Origin of the sequence: Aeromicrobium jepli (assembly GCF_047246605.1) — a bacterium.
Lineage (GTDB): Bacteria > Actinomycetota > Actinomycetes > Propionibacteriales > Nocardioidaceae > Aeromicrobium.
Window position 1 is genome coordinate 13,449 of record NZ_JBFOKO010000007.1, and the last position, 25,382, is coordinate 38,830.

Annotated in this window: 24 protein-coding genes and 2 tRNA genes; 7 read left to right on the plus strand and 19 right to left on the minus strand. The window is 73.2% G+C overall.

Annotation, left to right across the window (positions count from 1 at the left end; all coding sequences use genetic code 11):
• Positions 1-128 precede the first annotated feature (128 nt).
• Positions 129-2,498, plus strand: coding sequence for a helix-turn-helix transcriptional regulator (locus AB3M81_RS13545; RefSeq protein ID WP_412904443.1), 2,370 nt, complete (start codon positions 129-131; stop codon positions 2,496-2,498).
• A gap of 1 nt (position 2,499) precedes the next feature.
• Here AB3M81_RS13545 and AB3M81_RS13550 read toward each other — a convergent pair.
• The 9 genes from AB3M81_RS13550 to AB3M81_RS13590 all read right to left on the minus strand — a co-directional run bounded on the left by AB3M81_RS13550 (position 2,500) and on the right by AB3M81_RS13590 (position 8,973).
• Positions 2,500-2,573: transfer RNA gene (locus AB3M81_RS13550), tRNA-Ile, on the minus strand.
• Positions 2,574-2,650: 77 nt separating this feature from the next.
• A tRNA-Asn gene (locus tag AB3M81_RS13555) sits at positions 2,651-2,723 on the minus strand.
• Positions 2,686-3,393: a sigma factor gene (locus AB3M81_RS13560; RefSeq protein ID WP_412904610.1), complete on the minus strand. Its 708-nt coding sequence runs from the start codon at positions 3,391-3,393 to the stop codon at positions 2,686-2,688. The genes AB3M81_RS13555 and AB3M81_RS13560 overlap by 38 nt, the downstream gene beginning before the upstream one ends.
• Before the next feature lie 113 nt (positions 3,394-3,506).
• On the minus strand, positions 3,507-5,387 hold the full coding sequence (gene dnaG, locus AB3M81_RS13565) for a DNA primase (RefSeq protein ID WP_412904444.1): 1,881 nt from the start codon (positions 5,385-5,387) through the stop codon (positions 3,507-3,509).
• A 51-nt stretch (positions 5,388-5,438) separates the two neighbouring features.
• Positions 5,439-6,659, minus strand: coding sequence for a deoxyguanosinetriphosphate triphosphohydrolase (locus AB3M81_RS13570; RefSeq protein ID WP_412904445.1), 1,221 nt, complete (start codon positions 6,657-6,659; stop codon positions 5,439-5,441).
• Between the two features lie 33 nt (positions 6,660-6,692).
• Complete coding sequence (gene mutM, locus AB3M81_RS13575) at positions 6,693-7,538, minus strand: bifunctional DNA-formamidopyrimidine glycosylase/DNA-(apurinic or apyrimidinic site) lyase (RefSeq protein ID WP_412904446.1); 846 nt, start codon at positions 7,536-7,538, stop codon at positions 6,693-6,695.
• Positions 7,522-8,256 carry a ribonuclease III gene (gene rnc, locus AB3M81_RS13580; RefSeq protein ID WP_412904447.1) on the minus strand — a complete coding sequence of 245 codons (735 nt, stop codon included), beginning with the start codon at positions 8,254-8,256 and terminating at the stop codon, positions 7,522-7,524. Before rnc ends, mutM begins: the two co-directional genes overlap by 17 nt.
• 10 nt (positions 8,257-8,266) lie before the next feature.
• Positions 8,267-8,452, minus strand: a complete 186-nt coding sequence (gene rpmF, locus AB3M81_RS13585) for a 50S ribosomal protein L32 (RefSeq protein WP_412904448.1) — start codon at positions 8,450-8,452, stop codon at positions 8,267-8,269.
• A 2-nt stretch (positions 8,453-8,454) separates the two neighbouring features.
• Positions 8,455-8,973, minus strand: coding sequence for a YceD family protein (locus AB3M81_RS13590; RefSeq protein WP_412904449.1), 519 nt, complete (start codon positions 8,971-8,973; stop codon positions 8,455-8,457).
• Between the two features lie 342 nt (positions 8,974-9,315).
• Between AB3M81_RS13590 and dinB the strand changes: the two genes are divergently transcribed.
• Positions 9,316-10,503, plus strand: a complete 1,188-nt coding sequence (dinB, locus tag AB3M81_RS13595; RefSeq protein ID WP_412904450.1) for a DNA polymerase IV — start codon at positions 9,316-9,318, stop codon at positions 10,501-10,503.
• A 10-nt stretch (positions 10,504-10,513) separates the two neighbouring features.
• Here the strand turns inward: dinB and coaD are convergent, their stop codons facing one another.
• Genes coaD through AB3M81_RS13615 form a run of 4 tightly spaced genes read right to left on the minus strand, consistent with a single transcriptional unit; the run spans position 10,514 to position 15,316 of the window.
• Entirely contained in the window at positions 10,514-10,990 is a 477-nt protein-coding gene (coaD, locus tag AB3M81_RS13600; RefSeq protein WP_412904451.1) for a pantetheine-phosphate adenylyltransferase, read from the minus strand.
• Between the two features lies 1 nt (position 10,991).
• Positions 10,992-11,531 carry a 16S rRNA (guanine(966)-N(2))-methyltransferase RsmD gene (rsmD, locus tag AB3M81_RS13605; protein ID WP_412904452.1) on the minus strand — a complete coding sequence of 180 codons (540 nt, stop codon included), beginning with the start codon at positions 11,529-11,531 and terminating at the stop codon, positions 10,992-10,994.
• 13 nt (positions 11,532-11,544) lie between these two features.
• On the minus strand, positions 11,545-13,716 hold the full coding sequence (locus tag AB3M81_RS13610) for an ATP-dependent DNA helicase RecG (RefSeq protein ID WP_412904453.1): 2,172 nt from the start codon (positions 13,714-13,716) through the stop codon (positions 11,545-11,547).
• Positions 13,717-13,720: 4 nt separating this feature from the next.
• Positions 13,721-15,316, minus strand: coding sequence for a DAK2 domain-containing protein (locus AB3M81_RS13615; protein ID WP_412904454.1), 1,596 nt, complete (start codon positions 15,314-15,316; stop codon positions 13,721-13,723).
• Positions 15,317-15,425: 109 nt separating this feature from the next.
• Between AB3M81_RS13615 and rpmB the strand changes: the two genes are divergently transcribed.
• Entirely contained in the window at positions 15,426-15,611 is a 186-nt protein-coding gene (rpmB, locus tag AB3M81_RS13620) for a 50S ribosomal protein L28 (RefSeq protein WP_187411817.1), read from the plus strand.
• A 60-nt stretch (positions 15,612-15,671) separates the two neighbouring features.
• Positions 15,672-17,096, plus strand: coding sequence for an amidase (locus tag AB3M81_RS13625; RefSeq protein ID WP_412904455.1), 1,425 nt, complete (start codon positions 15,672-15,674; stop codon positions 17,094-17,096).
• Between the two features lie 108 nt (positions 17,097-17,204).
• Here AB3M81_RS13625 and AB3M81_RS13630 read toward each other — a convergent pair whose 3' ends face one another.
• Positions 17,205-18,149: a thiamine-phosphate kinase gene (locus AB3M81_RS13630; protein ID WP_412904456.1), complete on the minus strand. Its 945-nt coding sequence runs from the start codon at positions 18,147-18,149 to the stop codon at positions 17,205-17,207.
• A gap of 98 nt (positions 18,150-18,247) precedes the next feature.
• On the opposite strand from AB3M81_RS13630, the gene AB3M81_RS13635 reads away from it, so the two are divergent.
• Positions 18,248-18,484, plus strand: a complete 237-nt coding sequence (locus tag AB3M81_RS13635; RefSeq protein WP_412904457.1) for an Lrp/AsnC family transcriptional regulator — start codon at positions 18,248-18,250, stop codon at positions 18,482-18,484.
• A gap of 47 nt (positions 18,485-18,531) precedes the next feature.
• Complete coding sequence (locus AB3M81_RS13640; RefSeq protein WP_412904458.1) at positions 18,532-19,431, plus strand: SMP-30/gluconolactonase/LRE family protein; 900 nt, start codon at positions 18,532-18,534, stop codon at positions 19,429-19,431.
• A 1-nt stretch (position 19,432) separates the two neighbouring features.
• Here AB3M81_RS13640 and AB3M81_RS13645 read toward each other — a convergent pair whose 3' ends face one another.
• Positions 19,433-20,485, minus strand: coding sequence for a D-alanine--D-alanine ligase family protein (locus AB3M81_RS13645; protein ID WP_412904459.1), 1,053 nt, complete (start codon positions 20,483-20,485; stop codon positions 19,433-19,435).
• 34 nt (positions 20,486-20,519) lie between these two features.
• Between AB3M81_RS13645 and AB3M81_RS13650 the strand changes: the two genes are divergently transcribed.
• The gene (locus AB3M81_RS13650; protein WP_412904460.1) at positions 20,520-21,548 is read left to right on the plus strand and encodes a trans-sulfuration enzyme family protein; all 1,029 of its coding nucleotides are present in this window, start codon (positions 20,520-20,522) and stop codon (positions 21,546-21,548) included.
• 18 nt (positions 21,549-21,566) lie between these two features.
• On the opposite strand, the gene AB3M81_RS13655 is transcribed toward AB3M81_RS13650, so the two are convergent.
• The 4 genes from AB3M81_RS13655 to leuC form a co-directional block, all read right to left on the minus strand.
• Positions 21,567-22,568 (minus strand): NAD(P)H-dependent glycerol-3-phosphate dehydrogenase, encoded by a 1,002-nt coding sequence (locus tag AB3M81_RS13655; protein WP_412904461.1) that lies wholly within the window; start codon positions 22,566-22,568, stop codon positions 21,567-21,569.
• Positions 22,568-23,302, minus strand: a complete 735-nt coding sequence (locus AB3M81_RS13660) for a lysophospholipid acyltransferase family protein (protein ID WP_412904462.1) — start codon at positions 23,300-23,302, stop codon at positions 22,568-22,570. The genes AB3M81_RS13655 and AB3M81_RS13660 overlap by 1 nt, the downstream gene beginning before the upstream one ends.
• 68 nt (positions 23,303-23,370) lie before the next feature.
• Positions 23,371-23,970 (minus strand): 3-isopropylmalate dehydratase small subunit, encoded by a 600-nt coding sequence (gene leuD / locus AB3M81_RS13665; protein WP_412904463.1) that lies wholly within the window; start codon positions 23,968-23,970, stop codon positions 23,371-23,373.
• An 11-nt stretch (positions 23,971-23,981) separates the two neighbouring features.
• Positions 23,982-25,379 carry a 3-isopropylmalate dehydratase large subunit gene (leuC, locus tag AB3M81_RS13670; RefSeq protein ID WP_412904464.1) on the minus strand — a complete coding sequence of 466 codons (1,398 nt, stop codon included), beginning with the start codon at positions 25,377-25,379 and terminating at the stop codon, positions 23,982-23,984.
• Positions 25,380-25,382 lie beyond the last annotated feature (3 nt).

Below are 25,382 nucleotides of genomic sequence, written 5' to 3' on the forward strand. Positions count from 1 at the left end.
AACCTCTCGAACACGGAGGGGGCACCCGGCGACGCCGGTCCGCAGCGCGCACGTGCGGCCGCTGGACCCTACGCTGTGACACAGGTCGGGCCGGACGCCGCCGGTCCACTTCTCGGGGATGGATCGACGTGCAACGACTGTTGGGGACCCCGTCCACCCAGGACGTGAGGGAGCTGGCGCGCGAGATCGTGGGGATCGTGCGCGACGGCCGCGCCGTGCTGCTCACGGGTGCGCAGGGCACGGGCAAGTCCGCCGTGCTGCAGGAGGTGCGGACCGCACTCGCCGAGGACGGCGTCCCGCTCACGGAGGCGCACGACGACGCATCGGCGCCGCCCAGCGTCCTCGTGGCCGACGACCTCGTCCTGGGTGGGCCCGGGCTCCTACGCCGCGTGCTGGAGCACGAGGGCGGTGTCGTGGTGGGCTTCGAGTCCGGCCGGCACCAGCGCGCCTACGCGACCGACGTGCTCGACGCGGTCTACGGGGCGCAACCGCTGGGCCGCGCGTCCGAGGACGTCCAGCGCTTCCACCTCGATCCGCTGACCGAGGCCGAGATGACCCGATTCCTGCACGAGCAGTCCCCCATGCCGCTGGACTCGGCCGCCGTCGACGCCGTCACGGCGCTCGCGCTGGGCCGGCGGTCGTGGGCCCTCGACCTGCTCCAGCTCCACGCGCAGGGTCAGGTGCAGGCCGACCCGCATCCGAGCATCAGCGCGACGCTCTCCCCCGGTGACGCTCCCCTGCCCGCACTGCAGCGACTGCGCCGTGCGCTCGGCGCGGTCCCGGACGACTGCGCGGCCGCGGCGGTGGCGCTCTCGGAGGTGGAGCCGCTCGACGAGCTCGCGATCGGGGCGCTCATCGACGCTCCCGTCGTGGAGGCGCTCACCCGCGCGGGCATCCTCGTGCCGCTCGACCAGGAGCAGCACCTGTCGGTGCCGGGCTTCGTCGCGGCGGCGCTGCGGCACCAGAGCCCGCTGGACCGCGTGGAGCACTGGCGTCAGCGCATCGCCGCGGGGCTGCTCGCCCAGGCGAGCCTCGGTCTGCCGATCTCCGAGCGCGAGGCCCAGCTCTGCGCCCGTGCCTGGACGTCGTGCGGGACCGTCCCGGCCGAGGTGGCGGACGTGCACCGCGACCTCGTCGTCCGGACGATCTCGCGCCTCACGGCCTTCGGCACGCCCGCCGAGATCCGTGCCGCCGTGCTGGCCTCGACGTCCCACCGGATCGAGCTGCCGACCCTGGCGCGCGCCCGCGCGATCGCCGCCCTGGGCAACCCGCGCGAGGCGCTCGCCGTCCTCGACGACCTCGTCGAGGACGATCCCGCCTCCACCACCTCGACCCGGCTCGTGCGGCACGTGCTCGCCGCCCAGGCCTCGGCGGACCCCGGGGCCGGGACGGACCGTGCCGCCGAGCTCGTCCTGCACCTGTGGAACCGCACCGAGCCCCTCGGGGACGACGTCGTGCGCCTGCGCCGGATCGCGGCCGAGCACGCCGATCCCCTCGTCGCCACGCTCGCGGCGCTGCTCGTGGACGTGGACGCCGTGTGGGACTCGCGCGTGCCCCCGTACACCGGCTCGGTGCTGGCCCCGCGTCCCCTGCCGGCGTCACGCCTGCCCGCGACGGGCGCCGTCTGCGACGCCGCCAGTGCCGCGCTCGTCGCGCAGGGGCTCGTGCTGCTGCTCGCCGGCGAGAGCGCGGCCCGGCGCGACCCGCTGCTGGAGGTGGCCGCGCGCCTGCCGGACGTCGACTACCACCGCCGCTGGCTACGGCACATGGTCGCCGCCGGCACCGCCGCGACGTTCGGCGAGATCCAGCGCTCCCGCGCGGAGTGGGAGCGGTTCGCCGAGGCCGTCCCGCGGCTGCTGCCGCTGCGGCTGCGCCACCTCGTCGACCGGGTCGGCGCCGCCCTCACGGCCGTCGCGGAGTCCCGGGACGAGCCGGTCGACCCGACCCTCGACGACGAGCTGCCGTACCGCGTGCTGCTGTACTTCGCCGGGCTGCACGGGCCGCTGCAGCGGTTCGGGACCGGCTTCCGGTCGGCCCCCGGGACGCTCGCGCTCGTGCGCCTCGCCCGGGCGCACCTCGACGCGGCCGGCGAGCGCAACCCGGCGCGCCTCGTGCGCATCGCCGAGCACTTCGAGACCTACCAGATGTGGCTGCCGAGCGCGTACGCCCTGCGCGACGCCCGGCGCATCTACCTCGGTCGCCGAGCCGTCGGGCGCGTGCGCGAGTGCGACGAGGCGCTCGCGCGCATCCACGCCGAGATCGACCGTCACGCCCCCTGGCGCGAGGCCGAGCCGGCCGACGTCCCCGTCACGCTGACCCCGCGCGAGCTGGTTGCGGCGCGGCTCGCCGCCCAGGGCCTGCGCAACCGCGAGATCGCCGAGCGGCTCGAGTGCGGCGTGCGCACGGTGGAGTCGCACCTGGCCCAGGCGCGCGCCAAGCTGGGCGCGACCACGCGCGCCGAGCTGGCGCGGCTGCTGCCGCGGCTCGACCCGCTGTGAGTAGGGCGGGTGGGGCTCGAACCCACGACCCAAGGATTATGAGTCCTCTGCTCTGACCGGCTGAGCTACCGCCCCGTCGCCGTCCGAGCGTACAAGCGCCCGCTGCGGACAGGCGAAAGGCCCGGTTCCTGACGGAATCCGGGCCTTGTCCGCTCCCCCGATTGGACTCGAACCAATAACCCTTCGATTAACAGTCGAATGCTCTGCCAATTGAGCTACGGGGGATCGGCTCCTTCACAGGAGCACGGCGACTAACAATAGCAAGTCCGTTTCGCAGATGCGAAAGGGCCCTCCCCTCCCGATCGCGCACCTGCCAGCGGGTCAGCCCGAGGTGCTCGGCGACCTCGGCGATCGTGAGGCCGACTCCGTCCTCGCACAGCAGGCCGAAACGCAGGCCGACCACCGTGGCGAGGTCCTCGGGCAGGTCGGCGAGCAGGTCCGTGCCCGAGGCCGGGATCACCTCCGCGGCCACGGCCGGCGGGGCCGGCGGTGGAGTCATGGCCCGGGCGATCCAGGTCCAGGCGTAGGTGGCCAGTCGGGTGCCGCGGTCGGGGTCGAAGTGGTCGACCGCCCGGATGAGGCCCTCGGCGCCCGCGGCGACCGCCTCGTCGAGGTCCGCCCCGCGGTGGCCGAGCCGCAGCGCGTGCAGGGCGACGTTGCGCAGGTGGGCGCAGACGAGCTCGTTGCGGGCGAGCGGGCTGCGGTGCTTGACCCGGGCGAGGGCGAGCTCGACGTCGAGCGGCAGCGGGGACTGGGCGAGGGCGTGGGCGACGAACGGGGACACGGCCCCAGCCTCGGCGGCCGGGACGCGGCGGGACAGGGGTCGGTGCGGCGTTGTGGACGCCGTGGGGCTCGTGCACAGGCGCCGCTCCCCCGCTGCAGGGGCCGTCGGCACCAGGCTCGTCGAGTGGCGCAAACAGGGGTCGCGAGTGGCGCAGAAGCGCCCGCCACTCGGCGAGTGGCGGGCCGATTTGCGCCACTCGCGGAACCGGGCGGGCGGGAGGGCGGTCAGCCGCTGAGGGCGCCGAGGGCGCGCTCGCGGATGCCACGGCGGCGCTGCTCGAGGGCGACGAGGCTGCCGAAGATCTCGGCGTACTCGGGCGCCGTGGGGTCGGTCCGCTGCAGGCGCGACTTGACGTCGTCGATCTGGCGGGACACGGCCAGCTCCTGCAGGCGCGCCAGGATCGCCGGCACGACCGTCGAGGCGCTCTGCTCGGAGGCGTGGAGCGGCTCGACGGCGGCGACGCCGAGGACGCGGCGCAGGTCGTCCCCGGGCAGCGCGTCCGCGACGGCGGGCAGCCAGCCGGCGTCGGGCTGTGTGGGGAGACCGCGCGCGACCATGTGCCGCCAGATCTCGCGGGCGACGGGGTGGACGAAGTCCTCGTCCGTCAGCTCGGCCGCGACCGGGGCCGCGAGGTGCGGGAACTGCGCGAGCGCCTTGAGGGCCTCGCGCTCGTCGGCGAACTGCGGCGCGCCGAAGCTCGCGAACACCGGCGGCGGCGCAGCGGGCGCCGGCTCGGGCTCGGCCGCGCGCGTGGCGCGCTGCGGGGCGGGGCTCTTCTCGGCGCGGCGGTGCTCGGCGCGCACGAGGTCGATGTCGACGCCGGCGCGCGTGGCGATCTCACGCAGGAACGCGTCGACCTTGGACGCGTCGCGCACCGAGCCGGTCAGCCGCACCGCGTCGCGCACGGCGTCGATGCGCTGGTCGCCGCGGTCCAGGTCGTAGCGCGCGAGCGTGTTGTCCAGCACGAACCGGTACAGCGGGATGCGCGAGGAGATGAGGTCGCGCACGGCCTCGTCGCCGTCGGCCAGGCGCAGGTCGCACGGGTCCATGCCGCGACCCTCGACGGCCACGTACGTCTGCCCGGTGAACTCCTGGTCGCCCTCGAACGCCTTGACCGCCGCCTTCTGGCCCGCCTCGTCGCCGTCGAACGTGAAGATGACCTCGCCGTGGAAGGCGTCGTGATCGAGCATGAGGCGGCGCAGCACGCGGGCGTGGCTCTCGCCGAACGCCGTGCCGCACGTCGCGACGGCCGTCAGGACGCCGGCCTGGTGGCACGCCATGACGTCGGTGTAGCCCTCGACGACGACCGCCTGGCTCTGCTTGCGGATCGGGTCGCGGGCGAGGTCGATGCCGTAGAGCACCTGCGTCTTCTTGTAGATCGGCGTCTCGGACGTGTTGACGTACTTGCCGCTCATGAAGTCGTCGTCGAACATGCGCCGCGCGCCGAAGCCGATGACCTCGCCCGAGATCTCCTTGATCGGCCACAGCAGGCGGCCCTGGAACGCGTCGAACAGCCCGCGCGCGGAGCGGCGCGCGAGGCCGCCCACGACGAGCTCCTCCTCGGTGAAGCCCTTGCCGCGCAGGAAGGCGGTCAGCGCCTGGCCGGACCTGGGCGCCCAGCCCATCTGGAAGAGCTCGGCGGCAGCCTGGTCGAAGCCGCGGTCGGTGACGAGGCGGCGCCCGGGCATCGCCTCGGGCGACGAGGTCAGCTGCTCGGCGTAGAACTGCGCCGCCAGCTTGTGCGCGGCGAGCAGCCGCTGGCGCTGGCCCGGGTCGCGGCGCGGGCCCGTGGGCGCGCCCGACTCGTCGTAGCGCAGCTGGATGCCGACCTTGTCCGCGAGCCGCTCGACCGCCTCGGCGAAGCCCAGCCCCTCGATCTCCATGACGAACTTGATGGCGTCGCCGCCGGCCCCGCAGCCGAAGCAGTGGTAGAAGCCCTGCGCGGGACGGACGTTGAACGACGGCGTGCGCTCGTCGTGGAAGGGGCACAGGCCCTTGCGCGCGCCACCGCCGGCATTGCGCAGGGTGACGTACTGCTCGACGACCTCGTCGATGCGGACCCGCTCGCGGACGAGCTGGATGTCCTCGTCCTTGATGCGTGCCATGGGGGCCATCCTAGGCGCCGGGGTCGAGCCCCGGACGCCGATCCACCGGTCTCAGCCGAGCAGGCGCCGTGCCCACTGGACGGCGGACGCGTCGGTGAGGCTCGCGACCTGGTCCACGATGACGCGCAGCCGGGCCGCGTCATCCGCCGCCGCGCGGAAGTCCTCGGCGAACTCGGGCTCCAGCTCGCCCTCGCCCTTGAGCCGCAGGTGGGCGACGAGGCCCTTCAGCAGGTCCCGCTGCTCGTCGAGGTCCTTGACCCGCAGGTCCGCGCGCATGATGTGGTGCGCGGCGAGCGACTTGAGCACGTTGATCTCGTCGAGGGTGTCGCGCGGCAGCTCCAGCGAGGCCTCGTAGCGCACGAGCGGGCCGCTCCCCCACTGCTCGACCGTGGCCTCGTAGGCGGCACCCGCGAAGCGGCCGATGAGCGCGCTCGTGAGGCTCTTGAGGACGGCGCGCGACGGGCGGTCCCCGGTGTACGGGGCGGTGGGCCACTCGCGCAGCCCGCGCAGGCGCTCCAGCGCCGCGTCGAGCCGGTCGTCGGTCGCGGACGGGTCGTACCAGTCCCGGGCGACGCGCCACGAGTCCGGCGTGTCCAGCTCGCCGACGAGGCTGATCCAGCCGCCGACGATCCCGTCCTCGATGTCGTGGACGGAGTACGCGATGTCGTCGGACAGGTCCATGACCTGCGCCTCCATCGTGAGCCGGCCCTTCGTGCCGAGCCAGTCGAAGATCGGCAGGTCGTCCTCGTAGACGCCGAACTTGGCCGTGTCGCGCTCACCGCGGCGCCACGGGTACTTCACGCACGACGAGAGCGTCGCGCGGGTGAGGTTGAGCCCGACGCTGCGGCCGGCGTGATCGACGGTTTTGGCCTCGAGCCGCGACAGCAGCCGAAGGGTCTGGGCGTTGCCCTCGAACCCGCCGATCGAGGCCGCGACCTCGTTGAGGGCGACCTCGCCGTTGTGGCCGAACGGGGGGTGCCCGAGGTCGTGCGAGAGCGCGGCGGAGTCGACGATCTCGGGGTCGCAGCCCAGGCTCTTGCCCAGCTCGCGGGCCACCTGGGCGACCTCGAGGGAGTGGGTCAGCCGGTTGCGGACGAAGTCGTCGGTGCCGGCGCCCATGACCTGGGTCTTGCCGGCGAGGCGGCGCAGGGCCGAGGAGTGCAGGATGCGCGCCCGGTCGCGCTCGAAGGCGGTGCGCTCGGACCGCTTCGGCGGCTCGGGCACGAAGCGCTCGCGCGCCTCGTCGCCGTACAGGCCCTCGGACTGCGTCACGCGGTCACCCTAGCGAGGAGCGCCCCGGCCGGCTCACCATCGGCCGTTGCGCGGCCGCGGCTGGCACGTGGGGCAGCGGAAGGACGAGCGGTTCATGAACGGCTCGCGGACGATCGGCGCGCCGCAGCGCGGGCACGGCTCGCCCTCCTGCCCGTACGCGTTGAGCGACCGGTCGAAGTACCCGCTCTGGCCGTTGACGTTGACGTAGAGCGCGTCGAACGACGTGCCGCCCTGGGCGAGCGCCTCGGTCATGACGTCGCGGACGTGCCCGAGCAACTCGAGGCCCTCGGCGACCTTGAGCCCGCGGGTGTTGCGGGCGTAGTGCAGCCGGCTGCGCCACAGCGCCTCGTCGGCGTAGATGTTGCCCACGCCCGAGACGAGCCCCTGGTCCAGCAGCGCGCGCTTCACGCCGGTCTGGCGGCGGCGCATGCGTCGGACGACCTCGGCGTCGTCGAACGCCTCGTCGAGCGGGTCGAGCGCGATGTGCGCGATCTCGGCGGGCGGGTCAGTCTCGCTGACGGACATGCCGCCGAAGATGCGCTGGTCGACGAACCGCAGCTGCTGCCCGTCGTCGAGGTCGAGCGTGATGCGCAGGTGCCGCGGGGCGGGCGCGTCGGGCGCGCTGATGAGCGCCTGCCCGCTCATGCCCAGGTGGGTCAGGATGCTCGAACCGTCGTCGAGCGCGAGCCACAGGTACTTGCCGCGGCGGCGGGCCGCCTCCACCCGGCGGTGCGCCAGGCGGGCGACGAAGTCGGTGGGTCCGGGGCCGTGCCGGCGGACGGAGCGGGCGTCGAGCACCTCGACCGCGGCGATCGTGCGCCCCACGACGTGGTCGGCCAGGCCGCGGCGGACGACCTCGACCTCAGGAAGCTCCGGCACCGGCGCTCTCGTCGGCCTGCTGCGCCTGCGCCTCGGCCATCGCCGTGATGGCGCGCCACGCGATCTCGGCCACCATCTGCTCGGCGTCCTTCTTGGAGCGGCCCGTGCCTCCCTCGAAGCGCAGGTCGCCCAGGACCACCGAGGCGGTGAACGTCTTGTCGTGGTCGGGGCCGGTGCCCTCGAGGACGTAGACGGGGACCCCGTGGCCGTGCAGCGCCGAGATCTCCTGCAGCGACGTCTTCCAGTCCAGGCCCGCGCCGAGCTCGGCGGCCTGCGCGATGACGGGATCGAAGATCGCGTGGATGACGTCGGCGGCGCGCTCGATCCCGAACTCGATGAAGATCGCGCCGAGCACGGCCTCCATGGCGTCGGACAGGATCGAGGGCTTGTCGCGTCCCCCGGACGCCTCCTCGCCGCGGCCCAGCCGCAGGTGGTCGCCCAGGCCGAGCGTGCGCGCGACCTCGGCGAGCGCCTTGGCGCTCACGACGGCGGCGCGCAGCTTCGCGAGCTGCCCCTCGGGCAGGTCGGGGTGGCGCCGGAAGAGGGTCTCGGTGACGACGACCCCGAGCACCGAGTCGCCCAGGAACTCGAGGCGCTCGTTGTTCGGGACCTGGCCGTTCTCGTACGAGTACGACCGGTGAGTCAGGGCATGCGTGAGAAGCTCGGGGTCCAGGTCAGGGACCCCGAGCGTCTCCTTCAGTGCCTCGAGCTCGGGCACGTCGGACAGGTCAGAGGACCTGTCGCTGCTGGCCGCGAGCGCCGTACTGGCCGCACTCGGCGCAGGCGCGGTGCGGCAGCACCTTGGCGTTGCACGCCGGGTTGGCGCAGTCGACGGTGACGGTCGCCGTCGTCTTCCACGCCGAGCGGCGGTGACGGGTGTTGCTGCGCGACATCTTCCGCTTCGGGACGGCCACGATTACTCCTCAGGTCGTTCGGTCAGTTGGGTCAGCGCCGACCACCGGGGGTCGATCGCGTCGCCGTGTGTGTGATCTGGATCGTCCGCGAGCCGGAAGCCGCACTCGGGGCACAGTCCCGGACATTCCGGATCACACAACGGGTTGTGCGGCAGTGCGAGCACCACCGCGTCCCGCAGGACGGGCTCGAGGTCGATCATCTCGGCCTCGACGGCCAGCTCGTCCTCGCCCGCGCCCTCGTAGAGGTAGAGCTCCTGGAAGTCCACGTCGACGTCTTGCTCGACAGGCTCCAGGCAGCGCACACACTCGCCGACGGCGTGGACCGAGGCCGTCCCGGTGGCGAGGACACCGTCCATCACGGCCTCGAGCCGTAGCTCGAGATCGATGGGCGATCCCTCGGGAACACCGAAGACGTCCAGGCCGAGGTCCGCCGGTGCGTCGAGGACGAGCTCGTACGACTTCTCGGTGCCGGGCCGACGACCCAGCACCTGGGTGTCGAACACGAACGGTCCGGAAGTCACGTCAGCCCCTCATCGAGTGCACCAGAGATCCACGACCCGCAAACGGGCCAGCGTCAATCGTACCCCGCCGGCTCACGTGAACGCGAATCGCCCGGGTGCGGTGCCAGTTTCCCCGGTTAAGCAGGAGAACTCGCACTGAACGCGGGTTGCGAACCACGCTGAGTCATGGAGAACCTCGCGAAGTCGCCGGCCTCGCTCCCGGCGGCGGTTCCACCGCTCGTCCGTTCGCCTTCTCCACCGGACGAGGTTTCCCGTCACTGAGCGTGGAGAGCAATCCTCGTGAAGTGGGAGGAAACCCACTTAACCGGGGAAACCGTCAGTGCCCGGTGGGACGCTGGAGGGGTGGAGGCGGACGCGCGACTGGGGTCCATCCTGCACGCCGACCTCGATGCGTTCTACGCCTCGGTCGAGCAGCGGGACGACCCCCGGCTGCGCGGCAGGCCGGTCATCGTGGGCGGCGGCGTCGTGCTCGCCGGGTCCTACGAGGCGCGGGCGCGCGGCGTGCGCACGGCGATGGGTGGGCGCCAAGCGCTGCGGCTGTGCCCCGACGCGATCGTCGTCCCGCCGCGCTTCGACGCCTACGTGGCGGCCAGCAGGGCGGTCTTCGCGATCTTCCACGACACCACTCCCCTCGTGCAGGCGCTGTCCATCGACGAGGCCTTCCTCGACGTCTCCGGCCTGCGCCGGCTGCGCGGGCCGTCGCTGCCGATCGCGCGCGAGCTGCGCGAGCGGGTCCGTCGCGACGTCGGCCTGCCCATCTCGGTCGGCATCGCCCGCACGCCCTACCTGGCCAAGGTGGCCAGCGCCCTGGCCAAGCCCGACGGGCTGCTCGCGGTGCCCCTCGACGGCGAGCTGGCGTTCCTGCACGCGCTGCCCGTCGAGCGGCTGTGGGGCGTCGGCGACGTCACGGCCGGCAAGCTGCACGCGGCGCGCCTGCGCACCGTGGCCGACGTGGCGCGCCTGACACCGGGCGAGCTGTCGGCGATCGTCGGCAAGGCCGCCGGGCACCACCTGCACGCGCTCGCGTCGGGCCACGACCCGCGACGCGTCCAGACCTCCACGGGTCGCCGGTCCATCGGCGCGCAGCACGCGCTCGGCCGGGGCCGGTCGTTCGCCGAGGCGGACCTGGCCCTGCTGGCGCTGTGCGACAAGGTCGGCCGGAGGCTGCGCCGGGCGGGCCGCACCGCCGCCACCGTGACCGTCCGGCTCCGGTTCGGCGACTTCCGCACGTCGACCTCGTCGCGCACGCTCCCCCGGCCCACCGAGAGCACGTCGGCGATCTCGGACGTCGCCCGCGGGCTGCTGCACGCGCGCCGCGCCGAGATCGAGCGCGACGGCATCACGCTCGTCGGGGTGGCCCTGTCGGGACTCGACGGGCACGGCGCGCAGCTCGCGCTGCCGCTGGAGGGCGAGGCCGACCCGGCGCTCGACGCGACGCTTGACCGGGTCGCCGAGCGGTTCGGCACGAGCGCCGTCCGGCGCGGCAGCCACGTGGGCCGCCGTCAGGAGCGGCGGTCGCCGATCGAGTGAGCCCCGCGGCTCAGTGGCCGAAGGCCTCGTCGAGCGCGTTCATGACGTGCTTGGGCACCAGGCCGTTGACGTCGCCACCGTGGCGCGCGACCTCCTTGACCAGGCTCGACGCGATGAACGTGTAGTCCGGCGAGGTCGGGATGAAGACCGTGTCGATGCCCGTGAGGTTGCCGTTCATCTGGGCCATCTGCAGCTCGTAGTCGAAGTCCGACACGGCGCGCAGGCCCTTCACGATGGCCTGGACGTCGTTCTGGGCGCAGTAGTCGACCAGCAGGCCCGAGTACGAGTCGAGCGTGACGTTCTCGAGGTCGCGCACGGCGTCGCGGATGAGCTCGAGGCGGCGGTCGATCGGGAACAGGCCGGCCTTGCTCTCGTTGACCAGGACCACCACGACGACCTCGTCGAACAGGAACGAGGCCCGTTCGATGATGTCGAGGTGACCGTTCGTGATGGGGTCGAAGGAGCCGGGGCACACCACGCGCGTCATGTCAGCGACCGTACCAAAGGCGCGTCTCGCCGTACGCCTTGTCCCGGAGCGGCTCGAAGCCGTCGGGCCACGTGAACGGGTCGCGGCTGGAGCGCTCGACGACCACCACGGCGTCCTCGGCCAGCAACGGCCGCAGCTGCGCGACGATCGCGGCGACCTCGGCGGTGGTCACGGCGTACGGCGGGTCGAGCAGGACGAGGTCCCACGGCCCGACCTCGTTCGCGACGAACCGCTGGGCCGTCGTGCGGTGCACGCGGGCCGGGACGCCGAGGTCGGCGACGTTGCGCTGGATGACGCGCGCGGCCCGGGCGTCGGACTCGACGAGGTCGGCGTGGTCGGCCCCGCGCGAGACCGCCTCGAGGCCGAGGGCGCCGGACCCGGCGAACAGGTCCAGCACCCGCACGCCCTCGAACCCACCGAGCAGCGACGCGAGCGAGGAGAACAGCGACTCGCGCACCCGGTCGGACGTGGGACGCGTGCCGTCGCCCGGCGGCGTCGCGAGGCGGCGCCCGCCCCAGCGTCCCGCGATGATCCTCGTCATCGGCTCCCCTGCCTCATGCGCGCTCCAGGTACTCGGCGCGCTCGGACTCCTCGAGGCGCCGGATCGAGGCCTCGAGGTCGGCCGGCACGTCGCCGGACTCCAGCGTCCGGACCGCCGCGTCACGGGCGTCCGCGATGATCTTCTCGTCCCGCACGACCGACAGCAGCCGCAGGCTCGAGCGGACGCCGGACTGCTGGGCGCCCAGCACGTCGCCCTCGCGACGCAGCTCGACGTCGAGCCTGGACAGCTCGAAGCCGTCGGTGCTGGCGGCGACGGCCGCGAGGCGCTCGCGCGCGGGCGTGCCCGCGGGCGAGCCGGTGACGAGCAGGCACAGGCCCGGCTCGGAGCCACGGCCCACGCGGCCGCGCAGCTGGTGCAGCTGGGAGACGCCGAAGCGGTCGGCGTCCATGACGATCATCATCGTGGCGTTCGGGACGTCCACGCCGACCTCGACGACGGTGGTGGCGACCAGCACGTCCAGGTCGCCGGCGGCGAACGCCGACATGACGTCGTCCTTCTCGTCCGGCGGCATGCGCCCGTGCAGGCGGCCCAGCCGCAGGCCGGCGAGCGGTCCGTCGGCCAGCGCGTCCGCCAGCTCGACGAGGCCCACGGTGGGGCGCTTCTCGTCGCCGTCGTCGTCCCCGGGCGGCTCGGCGTCCTCGTCGGTGGCGGACTCGCCGATGCGCGAGACGACGACGTAGGCCTGGCGGCCGCGCGCGACCTCCTCGTGGACGCGCTGCCACGCCCGGTCGAGCCACGCGGGCTGCTCGGCGACCGGCACGACGTTGGTCTGGATGGGCTGGCGCCCGGCGGGCAGCTGGCGCAGCGTCGAGACCTCGAGGTCGCCGAACACCGTCATCGCGATCGTGCGCGGGATGGGCGTGGCCGTCATGACCAGCACGTGCGGACTGACCCCGTCGGCCGCGGCGGCGCGGTCGGACAGGGCCGCGCGCTGCTCGACGCCGAACCGGTGCTGCTCGTCGATGACCACGAGGCCGAGGTCGGCGAACCGCACGGTCTCCTCGAGCAGCGCGTGCGTGCCGATGACGATCCCGGCCTCGCCCGACTGGATCTCCAGCAGCGCCCGCTGGCGGGCCTTGGCGCCCATCGAGCCGGTCAGCAGGGTGACCCGCGTGGCCTCGTCCGCGCCGCCGAGCATCCCGCCCTTGGCGAGGTCGCCCAGCATGCGCTCCATGCTGCGGTGGTGCTGCGTGGCCAGGACCTCGGTGGGCGCCAGCAGCGCGGCCTGCCCGCCGGAGTCGACGACCTGCAGCATCGCCAGCAGAGCCACGATCGTCTTGCCCGAGCCGACCTCGCCCTGCAGCAGGCGGTGCATCGGGTGCGTGCCCGCGAGGTCCTGGTCGATCTCGGCCGCGACCTGCGCCTGGCCCTCCGTCAGCGAGAACGGCAGCCGCTGCTCGAACGCCACCCGGATGCCGTCGCCGCGCCCGGGCCGGGCGGTGGCGCGCCGCTGCCGCGAGTCGAGCCGGCGGCGGGCGAACACGGCCTGGACCTCGAAGGCCTCCTCGAAGCGCAGCCGCGTCTGGGCGAACGCCCAGTCGGCGCGCTTGCGGGGCCGGTGGACGTACTCGTAGGCGGTGGGCGCGTCGAGCAGGCCGCGCTCGTGGCGGATCGCGGCGGGGATCGGCTCGGGGAACTCGTCGACGACGTCGAGGGCGACGGCGACCGCGCGCTCGACGTCCCACGTGGTCAGCCCGCCCCCGGCGGGGTAGATCGGCAGCGCGCCGCCGCCCCGGCCCAGGTCGGCGAGCGTCTTGCCCTCGGGCAGCTCGCGCATGTGCGGCGACGCCAGCTGCAGCCGGCCCTGGTAGACCGAGACCTCGCCGGACAGCAGCTGCTGACTGCCGACGGGCGTCTTGGCGACGGCGTACTGGTTGAAGAACACCGCCTCCATCCGGTTGCGGCCGTCCGACAGCGTCACGACGACGCGGAACTTGCGCGGGTTGTTGCGGAACGACAGCTTCCTGACGTCCAGCACCGTCGCGACGAACGCGACGACCTGCCCCTCGGCGAGGTCCTCGAACGAGTCGGGGTGCTCGAGGTCGATGTAGCGGCGCGGGTAGTGGCGCAGCAGGTCGCCGACGGTGCGGTGGCCGAACGCCTTCTCCAGCTTCTTGGCCGAGTCGCCCACGACCTTGGACAGCCGGGTCTCGAAGTCGATCACGCGCTCACTCCACCGCCAGGAACAGCGGGTAGGTCTCCTGGTCGCCCTCGAGCACCTCGACGTCGACGTGGGGCGCCTCGTGCCGCAGCCGCTCGCAGATGAGCTCGGGGGTGCCCTCGCGGCAGTCGCGGCCGACGACGAGGGTGACGATCTCGGCCGTGGGCAGGTCGAGCCGCTGCAGCACCTCGAACGCGACGTCCTCCTGCGCCGATCCGACGATCGCGAAGTCGCCGTTCACGACGCCCAGGACGTCGCCGGCGCGGCACGGGCCCGCCATCGTGATGCCGTCCTCGGCCGCGATCGTGACCGCGCCGTGACGGGTGGCGCCGGCCGCGTTCGACATGGCGACCACGACGACGTCGAAGGGCCGGCCCGGGTCGTGGACGGCGAGGGCGGTGAGCGCCTGGACCTGGACGGTCGTGGGCAGCACCGCGACCCGCGCGCCGGCGTCGCGGGCGGACGCGGCGGCGGCCTCGAACATCGGGATGTGGCCCGCGCGGTTGGGCAGGCAGATGACCTCGTCGGCGTGGGCGGCGGCGATCGCCTCGGCGACGCGCGCCACGGTGAGCTCGTCGTCGGGACCGAACGGCACGGCGACGGCTCCCGCCTTCTCGGTGAGCTCGGCCAGGCCGGGGCCCGTGACGGCGCTGATGATGGCGCGGCCGGTGCGCACGGGGGCACGGCCCGCCACCTGGTCGGCGAAGTGGATGACCGAGATCCGGAAGGGCGAGCCCGCCGCGATGCCGGCCTCGATCGCGGCGCCGACGTCGTCCACGTGCACGTGGACGTTCCACAGTCCCTCGCCGCCCACCACGACGAGCGAGTCGCCGAGCGGGTCCAGGGCCTCGCGCAGCGCCGGGATCCGGTCGTCCTCGGTGCGCAGCAGGAACATGACCTCGTAGGCCGGACCGGTCTCGTCGAGGTCCTGCCCGGGCACCGTGACCGGCACCGGGACGGTGGCCGGGCGCGGCGACGGCCGGCGGCCAGTGAGCGCGTAGGCGACGGAGTCGAGCACGACCACGAGGGCCCGCCCGCCGGCGTCCACCACGCCGGCGCGCGCGAGCAGGTCGAACTGCGTGGGCGTCAGGGCGAGGGCCTCGCGGGCGGCGCCGGAGGCGATGTCGAACAGCCGCTTCGGGTCGTCCTCGTGCTCGGTGGCCTCGCGGGCGGCGCGGGCCGCGGCGGCCGCGACCGTGAGGATCGTGCCCTCCTGCGGCCGGCCGACGGCCCCGTACGCCGCCTCGGACGCGGCGACGAGCGCGTCGGCGACGTCGGTCGCGCTGAGCGGGCCCCGGCACTCGCGCAGCACGCGCAGGCTGCCGCGCACGAGCTCGGCCAGGATCGTGCCGGAGTTGCCGCGCGCGCCCATGAGCAGGCCCTCGGCGTAGCGGCGCATGACCTCGACGTGGTCGGCCTCGGCGGGCAGGTCGTCGAGCGCCTCGCAGCCCGCCACGAACGTGAAGTACGCGTTGGTGCCGGTGTCGCTGTCGGGCACCGGGAAGACGTTGAGCGCGTCGATCTCGTCGCGCGCCAGCCCGAGCGACTCGGTGCACAGACGCGCCCACGTCCGGAACCGCTGGGCGTCGATCTGCAGGGCCATGGGTCGAGACTATCGAGGACCTCGCGGGAGCCGATTCGACCTACGCGTGTCGCTTCCGCTACGATGGAGAGGTTGTTTTCCCCCGAGTAACAGTTCAGGAGTGGTCGCCGTGGCAGCCGTCTGCGATGTGTGCGGCAAGGGACCGGGCTTCGGCCACAACGTGTCCCACTCGCACCGACGCACGAAGCGTCGTTTCGATCCGAACATCCAGCGCGTTCGCGCCACTGTCGAGGGCACCCCGAAGCGGCTCAACGTCTGCACCGGTTGCCTGAAGGCGGGCAAGGTCTCGCGCTGAGACGTTCACGACTTTGACGACAACGGCGGCCTTCGGGCCGCCGTTGTCTATTGTGCGAGGGTGACCCGCATCCACGCCTTCGGCGATGACGTCCTGTCCGACCTCGATGCCGTGGGGGTGGCGCAGCTCATCGCCTCGGGCGAGGCGAGCCGCACCGAGGTCCTCGAGGCCGCCCTGGCCCGCATCGACCGGGTCGACCCCGTCCTGCGCGGCATCGTCGACGACGACCGCGTCCGCGCGACCGTCCGCGCCGAGCAGGACCACGACGCCCACGCCCCCTTCGCGGGCGTGCCGGCGCTGATCAAGAACAACACGCGCTTCGCCGGCCTGCCCACGCGCTCGGGCTCGGCCGCGATGCCGGCCGACCCGGCGCCCGAGAACGAGCCGTTCGCGGAGCAGCTCGTGGCGACCGGCGTCAACATCGTCGGCACCAGCAGCCTGCCGGCCTTCGGCCTGACCGCGTCCACCGAGTTCGTCGACCGCGAGCCCACCCGCAACCCGTGGAACCCGGCGTACTCGTCGGGCGCGTCGTCCGGCGGCTCTGCGGCCCTCGTCGCCGCCGGCGCCGTCCCGATCGCGCACGGCAACGACGGCGGCGGCTCGATCCGCATCCCCGCCGCCGCGTGCGGCCTGGTCGGTCTCAAGCCCACGCGCGGCCGGGTCGCCTCGGCCAAGGAGATGGAGGGCGCGCCCGTCGACATCGTCTCCAACGGCGTGCTGACCCGCAGCGTCCGCGACACCGCCGTCTTCCTCGCCGCCGCCGAGCGCTGGCGACCCGTCGCGCGGCTCCCCCGCGTCGGCCACGTCGAGGGTCCGGGCAGCCGGCGCCTGCGGATCGGCCTGGTGACCGAGACCCTGCACGGCGAGCCGCTGGACCCGGACACGCAGGTCGAGCTGGAGCGCGTCGCGACGCTCGTCACGTCACTGGGCCACGAGGTCGAGACGATCCCCGTCCCGGTCGATCCGTCGTTCGAGCACCACTTCGTGCAGTACTGGCGGGCCCTGGCGTTCTCGATCGAGTACGGCGGCAGGTACCTCATCTCGCGCGACTTCGACCGCGACCGCATCGACCCGTTCACGCACGGCCTGTCGCGGGCGTTCATCCGGTCGATGTGGCGCACGCCCGCCGCGATCCGCGCGCTCAAGCGCAGCGCGGCGGAGTACAGCGGGTTCTTCGCGCACCACGACCTCGTCATGAGCCCCACGCTGGGCCACGCCACCCCCGAGCTGGGCTGGCTGCACCCGGGCGTGCCGTTCGACGAGGCGTTCGCGCGCCTGCGGGCGTACGTGGCGTACACGCCGCTCAACAACGCCTCCGGCGGTCCGGCGATCAGCCTGCCGCTCGCCCGCTCGGCCAACGGGCTGCCGCTGGGCATCCACTTCTCGGCGGACCACGGCGACGAGCGCACGCTGCTCGAGCTCGCCTACGAGCTCGAGGCGGCCTCGCCCTTCGCGCGCATCCAGGACGAGCCCGCGCTCGTGTGACCTCGATACGACGTCTCGCAAGCTCGCCGTCTACTCGATCACCGGGGGCTCACCCCGTCGGTCGAGTAGCTGGCGAGGAACGAGCCGCGTATCGAGACCACGCCCTGCTCAGGTCCAGTGGCGGTGGCCGGTGCCGCCCTCGTAGGGGGCGCCGGCGACCGTGACGCCCTCGCCCGCGCGGACCTCGCCGATGCGGGTCCAGCCCTCGGGCAGGGGCGAGCCGGCGGGGAACGTCGCGGCGAGCGCGTAGTCGTCGCCGCCGGCCAGCACGAACCTCAGCGGGTCCACGCCGCCGAGCGCGCCGGCCACGGTGCGGACCGGCTCGGGGACCTCGAACGCCTCGGGATCGACGTCGATCGCGACGCCGCTCGCCCGGGCCACGTGGCCGAGGTCGGCCAGCAGGCCGTCGCTCACGTCGATCATCGCGGTGGCGCCGGCGATCGCGGCGGCGGGACCGGCGGCGTACGGCGGGTGCGGCGAGCGGTGCTCGTCGACGGCCGCCTTGGGCGAGCGGAAGCCGCGACTCAGGGCGCCGTAGCCCGCCGAGGCGAGACCCAGCGTGCCCGCGTACGCGACCTGGTCGCCGACCCGGGCGCCCGACCGCTTGACGGGACGCTCGGCGTCGCCGAGCGCGGTGATCGAGATGACGATCTGCTCGGCGGCGGACATGTCGCCGCCGACGACGTGGGCGCCGACCTTGGCGCACTCCTCGACCATGCCGCCGATGAGGTCCTTGACCCACTGCACGGGCAGGTCGCCCGGCGCCGCGAACGCGACGACGAGGGCCGTCGCGACGCCGCCCATCGCGTTGATGTCGGAGAGGTTCGCGGCGACCGCCTTGCGGCCGATGTCGGCGGCGGTGGACCAGTCGCGGCGGAAGTGCCGGCCCTCGACGAGGATGTCCGTCGCCGTGACGTACGTGCCGTCCGCCGTGGCGATGTGCGCCGCGTCGTCGCCGGGGCCGATCAGGACGTAGTCGCTCGTGCCCAGCTGCTCGCGGACGAGCTGGATGAGGGCGAACTCGCCCACCTCGGCGATCGTGGCGTCACTCATGGGTCCCTCGCTGGCTCATGGGGACATTGTCTCAGCCACTGGCGCCCACCCCCGGCCGCTGCGGTAGCGTGTCATGGCCCCACGAAAGGACTTCTCCGATGGCTGTTCACGCGTACGTCCTCGTCCAGACCGAGGTCGGCAGGGCCAGTGAGGTCGCGGCCGCGATCGCCGGCATCGACGGCGTCGAGAACGCCGAGAACGTCACGGGTCCCTACGACGTCATCGCGCGCGTCGAGGGCCCGTCGGTCGACGAGCTCGGCACGCTCGTCGTGACCCAGATCCAGAAGGTCGCGGGCATCACCCGCACGCTGACCTGCCCGGTCGTCCGCTCCTGAGCCCGGCCCCCGTGTGACGGGGGTCACGCCTGTGGTGGGATGGCGCCATGACGACCTCCAGGCAGATCCGCACCCTCGTCGCCGGCATGGCCTACACCGAGTGCCCTCGCTGGCACGAGGACCGGCTCTGGTTCAGCGACTTCTACACGCACACGATCCGCTCCGTCCGTGAGGACGGCTCCGACCTGCGCACCGAGGTCGAGGTGCCCGCCCAGCCGTCCGGCCTGGGCTGGCTGCCCGACGGCCGACTCGTCTACGTCTCGATGAAGGACCGCAAGGTCATGCGTCGCGAGGCCGACGGCGCGCTCGTCGTGCACGCCGACGTCACCGACCACGTCACCGGCCACCCCAACGACATGGTGGTGGACCACCTCGGCCGGTGCTGGCTCGGCAACTTCGGCTTCGACCTCATGGGCGGCGCCGACATCGAGACCGCGGCGCTGCTGCGGATCGACCCCGACGGCACCGTGACCACCGTCGCCGAGGACCTGTGGTTCCCGAACGGCATGGCCATCACGCCCGAGGGATCCCTGCTGGTCGACGAGACGTTCGGCAACCGCGTCACGGCGTTCGACATCGAGGCCGACGGCAGCCTGGCCAACCGGCGGGCGTTCGCGACGTTCGGCGACCTGCCCTCGACGCGGAACCTGGCCCAGGCGCTGGGCGAGGGCGTCGTCGCGCCGGACGGCTGCGGACTCGACGCCGAGGGCGCGCTGTGGATCGCCGACGCGCTCAACGGGCGCGTGCTGCGCGTGCGCGAGGGCGGCGAGATCCTCGACGAGGTCCAGCCCGGCACGGGCGTCTTCGCCTGCCTGCTCGGCGGCAGCGATGGCCGCACCCTGTTCATGTCGTGCGCGCCCGACTTCGACGAGCACGCCCGCAGCGCGGCCCGCGAGGCCGAGATCCGCACCGTCACGGTGGAGGTCCCGCACGCGGGCCTGCCGTGACTCAGCGCAGGCCGGTGGGGCGCGCGAGGGCGAGCCGGATGAGCCGCTCGACGAGCTCGGGGTACTCCACGCCGGACGCCTGCCACAGCTTGGGGAACATCGAGAACGGCGTGAAGCCGGGCATCGTGTTGATCTCGTTGATCACCAGGCCGCCGTCGGCGCTGTCGGTGAGGAAGAAGTCCACGCGCGCCAGGCCCTCGCAGCCGATCGCGTCGAACGCCTGCAGCGCGTACTCGCGGATGCGCTGGCGCACGGTCTCGGGCAGGTCGGCCGGGACGATGTTGGTGCTGGTGCCGTCGAGGTACTTGGCGTCGAAGTCGTAGTACTCGTGGTCGGCCTCGGCCGCGACGACGATCTCGCCGACCTCGCTGGCGATCGGCATGCCGTGCTCGTCCTGGATGACGGCGCACTCGACCTCGCGCTTGTTGGCGGCGGCGGCCTCGATGATGACCTTGGGGTCGAGGTCGCGTGCCGCGAGGACGGCCTTCTCGAGGTCGGCCCAGTCGTGGACGGGCGTCACGCCGGAGCTGGATCCGGCACGGGCCGGCTTGACGAAGACCGGAAGGCCGAGCGCGTGGATGCGCGCCTCGGCGCGGTCGCGCTTGGCGTCCCATTCCCACGGCTGCACGGTGACGTACGGCAGCTGGGGCAGGCCCGCCGCCGAGAACACGGTCTTGGTGAAGGGCTTGTCCATGCCGACCGAGCTGGCCAGCACGCCGGCGCCGACGTAGCGCACGCCCGCCATCTCGAGCATGCCCTGCAGCGTGCCGTCCTCGCCCCACGGGCCGTGCAGGAGCGGGAACACGACGTCGAGGTCGCGCACGTCGTCCCAGTCGAAGGCTGGCAGCTCGCCCCGGACGGCGGGCAGCGTGCCCGGCGCGAGGTCGGCCCAGTCGGCGGTCTCGCGGACCCACCGTCCGTCCGTGGTGATGCCGATGGGGACGATGTCGTACCGGTCACGGTCGATGACCGCGAGGACCTCACGGGCCGTCAGGCACGACACGCCATGTTCGCTGCTGCGTCCGCCGAAGACGACGCCGATCGTGGTGCGCATCGTCCCGAGCCTACTCTCCTGTGACACTGGAGCCATGGAACCCGACACCGTGACCGTCATCGCAGGACGCCCCGCGCACGAGCCCGGCGCCCCGCTGAACGCCCCCATCACCCTCGCGAGCTCCTTCCACGCGGGTGGCTCGTTCGAGTACGGGCGGCACGGGAACCCGGCCTACGAGGCGTTCGAGCAGGTCGTCGGCGAGCTCGAGGGCGGCCGGGCCCTCGCCTTCGCGTCGGGCATCGCGACCGCCGCGGCGACGCTGGGGCTGCTGGAGCCCGGCGCGGTCGTGGTCCTGCCCCGTCACGGCTACAACGGCACGACGAGCCTCGCGCAGAGCGGGCCCTACGAGGTCCGGCTGATCGACCCGTCCGACACGGCCGGCAGCATCGACGCGTTCGCCGGCGCGGACCTGGTGTGGCTCGAGTCCCCGACGAACCCCGCGATGGAGGTCGGCGACCTGCCGGTCCTCGTGCGCGCGGCGAAGGACGCCGGCGCCCTCGTCGCGGTCGACAACACGTTCCGCACTCCCCTGCGCGACCGGCCCCTGTCGTACGGCGCCGACATCGTCACCCACTCGGCCTCGAAGCTGCTCGGCGGACACAGCGACCTCGTGCTCGGCGTGCTGGCGACGCAGGACGACGCGCTGTACGACCGCCTGCTGCAGCACCGCTCACTGCACGGCGCCATCCCGGGCGCGCTCGAGTGCTTCCTCGCCGTCCGCGGCGTGCGCACCCTCGCCGTCCGGCTGGACCGGGCCGAGGCCAGCGCGGCCGTCCTGGCCGACCGGCTCAAGGCGCACCCGGCCGTGGCCGAGGTCCGCTACCCCGGGTTCGGCTCGATGGTGTGCTTCGTCATCGAGGACGCCGAGCACGCGCAGCGCGCCACCGAGTCCAGCCGCGTCATCACGCACGCGACGAGCCTGGGCGGCGTCGAGTCCACGTGGGAGCGCCGCCGCCGCTTCCCCGCCGAGCCCGAGACCATCCCCGGCGGCCTGATCCGGCTCAGCGTCGGCATCGAGGCCGTCGAGGACCTCTGGGCCGACATCGAGGCCGCCCTGGGCTGAGCGGGGCCGGGCGGACCGTCAGTGGGTCTCGGGCTTGGTGGAGCGGCTGATCAGGGCGTTGACCAGCTCGAGGGGGGTCATGTCGCCCTCGACGAGCGCGCGCACGTGCTCGACGATCGGCATGTCGACGCCGTGCATCTCGGAGAGCTCGGCGACCGACGTGCAGGACTTGACGCCCTCGGCGACCTGGCGCGTGCCGGCCATGATCTCCTCGACCGTCATGCCGCGACCGAGCTTCTCGCCGAAGGTGCGGTTGCGCGACAGCGGCGACGAGCACGTGGCGACGAGGTCGCCCAGGCCGGCCAGGCCCATGAACGTCATCGGGTCGGCGCCCATCGCCATGCCCAGGCGCGCGGTCTCGGCGAGGCCCCGGGTGATGACCGAGGCCTTCGTGTTGTCGCCGTAGCCCAGTCCGTCACACACGCCCACGGCGAGGCCGATGATGTTCTTGACGGTGCCGCCGAGCTCGCAGCCGACGACGTCGGTGTTCGTGTACGGGCGGAACGCGGGCGTGTGGCAGTACTTCTGCAGCTGCAGCGCGACGGCCTCGTCGGCGCAGGCCACGACGCTCGCGGCGGGCTCGCGCTGGGCGATCTCCTTGGCCAGGTTCGGGCCGCTGATGACGGCGATGCGCTCGGGGCCCGCCCCGGTGACCTCGGCGATGACCTGGCTCATGCGCAGGTGCGAGCCGAGCTCGACGCCCTTCATGAGGCTGACCATGACGGCGGACGGCTCGATCAGGTCGCCCCACGCCTCGAGGTTGGTGCGCAGCGTCTGCGACGGCACCGCGAGCACGACGATCTCGGCGCCCGCGAGGGCCGCGGCGGGATCGGTCGAGGCCCGCACGGTCGCCGGCAGCTCGAGGCCCGGGAGGTACTCGGTGTTCTCGTGGCGCTCGTTGATGTTCTCGCACGTCTGCTCACGGCGGCCCCACAGGTGGACGTCGTGGCCGGCGTCGGCCAGCACCACCGAGAAGGCGGTTCCCCACGACCCGGCTCCCATGACTGCTGCAGTGACCATCAGCGCTCCTCGTATCGGGTCTTGGGCTTCTTGAGCGTGCGCACGTCGATGCGCGGCGCGGTGGGCCGCTCGCCGCGGATCTGCGCCTGCAGGTCCGTGATGGCGTCCATGAGGCGCTCGGTGGCCTCGTGCACCTGCTGCGCGGTGGCGTCCGGGCCCAGGCCTGACAGGTCGATCGGCGCGCCGACCCGCACGTGCATCGTCTTGCGCGGGAGCAGCCGGAACTCGCGGCGGTACGGCCACATGATCTGCTGCGGCCCCCACTGCGCGACGGGCACGAGCGGCGCGCCGGTGGCCAGGGCGATGCGGACGGCCCCGTCACGGCCCGACATCGGCCAGGCCTCGGGGTCACGCGTCATCGTGCCCTCGGGGTAGATCGCGATGATGCCGCCCTCCCGGACGGCCTCGGTGGCGGCGCTGAGCGACTGCGCGGCGGCGCCGGTCCCGCGGTAGACGGGGATCTGGCGGGCGGCCACGAGCAGCCGACCGATGACCGGAATCGAGAACAGCGGATCCTTGACCAGGAAGCGCGGCGGGATGTCGTGGTCGACGAGCCAGTGGCCGAGCACGAACGGGTCGATGTACGACAGGTGGTTGGCCGCCAGGACGTAGCCGCCCTCGCGCGGGAGGTGCTCCTCGCCGCGCCAGTCGCGCCGCATGACGACCATGAACAGGGGCCGCAGGATCCACACGACGACGCGCAGCACCGGCGGCAGCGGTCGGGTGCGGGACATGGGATGAACCCTAGTACGGCAACGGCGCGGGCCCGGCGAACCGGTGCCCGCGCCGTCGTCGGCGGGTGTCAGAGCGTGGCCGGCTTGAACGACGGACGCTTGGACTCGTACGCGGCGATGTCGGCCTCGTGGCCGAGCGTGATGCCGATGTCGTCGAGGCCCTCGAGCAGGCGCCAGCGCGTGTAGTCGTCGATCGTGAACGAGTCCTCGATCGCGTCGGGGCCCTCGCCGGCGCGCACCGTGCGCGACTCGAGGTCGACCGTGACCTGCGCGCCCGGGTTGGCCTCGAGGTACGCCCACAGCGCGGCGACGACCTTCTCGTCGACCTGCGCCGCCAGGAGCCCGGCCTTGCCCGCGTTGCCGCGGAAGATGTCGCCGAAGCGCGGGCTGATGACGGCCTTGAAGCCGTAGTTCTGCAGCGCCCACACGGCGTGCTCGCGCGACGAGCCCGTGCCGAAGTCCGGGCCGGCCACCAGCACGGTGGCCTCGCGGTACGCGTCCTGGTTGAGGACGAACTCCGGGTCGCCCCGCCACGCGGCGAACAGGCCGTCCTCGAAGCCCGTGCGGGTCACGCGCTTGAGGTACACGGCGGGGATGATCTGGTCGGTGTCGACGTTGCTGCGGCGCAGCGGGGCGCCGACGCCGGTGTGCGAGGTGAACTTGTCCATGCTGATCGTCCTCAGAGATCGGCCGGCGAGGCCAGGTGGCCCGCGACGGCGGTGGCGACGGCGACGTCGGGCGAGACCAGGTGCGTGCGCCCGCCCTTGCCCTGACGGCCCTCGAAGTTGCGGTTGGAGGTGGAGGCGCTGCGCTCGCCCGGCGTGAGCTGGTCGGGGTTCATGCCCAGGCACATCGAGCAGCCCGCGCCACGCCATTCGGCGCCGGCCTCCTTGAACACGACGTCCAGGCCCTCCTCCTCGGCCTGCAGGCGCACGCGCACCGAGCCGGGGACGACGAGCATGCGGGTGCCGTCGGCGACCTTCTTGCCCTGGATGAGCTCGGCGGCACGACGCAGGTCGCTGATCCGGCCGTTGGTGCACGAGCCGACGAAGACCGTGTCGACCTTGATGTCACGCATCGGCGTGCCGGCCTCGAGGCCCATGTAGCGCAGCGCGTTGGCCGCGGCCTCGCGCTCGTCCGGGTCCTCGAACTGCGCCGGGTCCGGGACGGCGCCCGACAGCGCGACGCCCTGGCCCGGGTTGGTGCCCCACGTGACCCACGGGGTGACCTGGGAGGCGTCGAGCGTGACGACCTTGTCGAAGTGCGCGTCCTCGTCGGTGACGAGGCTGCCCCAGTACTCGACGGCGGCGTCCCAGTCGGCACCGGCCGGCGCGTGCGGGCGGCCCTGGATGTAGTCGAACGTGGTCTGGTCCGGCGCGATGAGGCCGGCCTTGGCGCCCCACTCGATGCTCATGTTGCAGATCGTCATGCGCTCTTCCATGGAGAGCTTCCGGATCGCCTCGCCGCGGTACTCGACGATGTACCCCTGGCCGCCGCCGGTGGTCTCCTGCGTGATGAGCGCCAGGATCAGGTCCTTGGCGGTCGAGCCCTCGGGCAGCTCGCCGACGACCTCGACGGCCATCATCTTCGGCTTGGCCTGCGACAGCGACTGCGTGGCCAGCACGTGCTCGACCTCGGACGTGCCGATGCCGAAGGCGATCGAGCCGAACGCGCCGTGCGTGGACGTGTGCGAGTCGCCGCACACGATCGTCATGCCCGGCTGCGTCAGGCCCAGCTGCGGGCCGACGACGTGGACGATGCCCTGCTCGATGTCGCCCATCGGGTGCAGGCGGACGCCGAACTCGGCCGCGTTGCGGCGCAGCGTCTCGACCTGCGTGCGCGACACGGGGTCGGCGATCGGCTTGTCGAGGTCCGTCGTCGGGATGTTGTGGTCCTCGGTGGCGAGGGTGAGGTCGGGGCGACGCACCGTGCGGCCGGAGAGGCGGAGGCCGTCGAACGCCTGCGGGCTGGTGACCTCGTGAAGGAGGTGCAGGTCGATGAACAGCAGGTCCGGTTCTCCCGGGGCGGAACGGACGACGTGGTCGTCCCAGATCTTCTCGGCGAGCGTCTTGCCCATGAT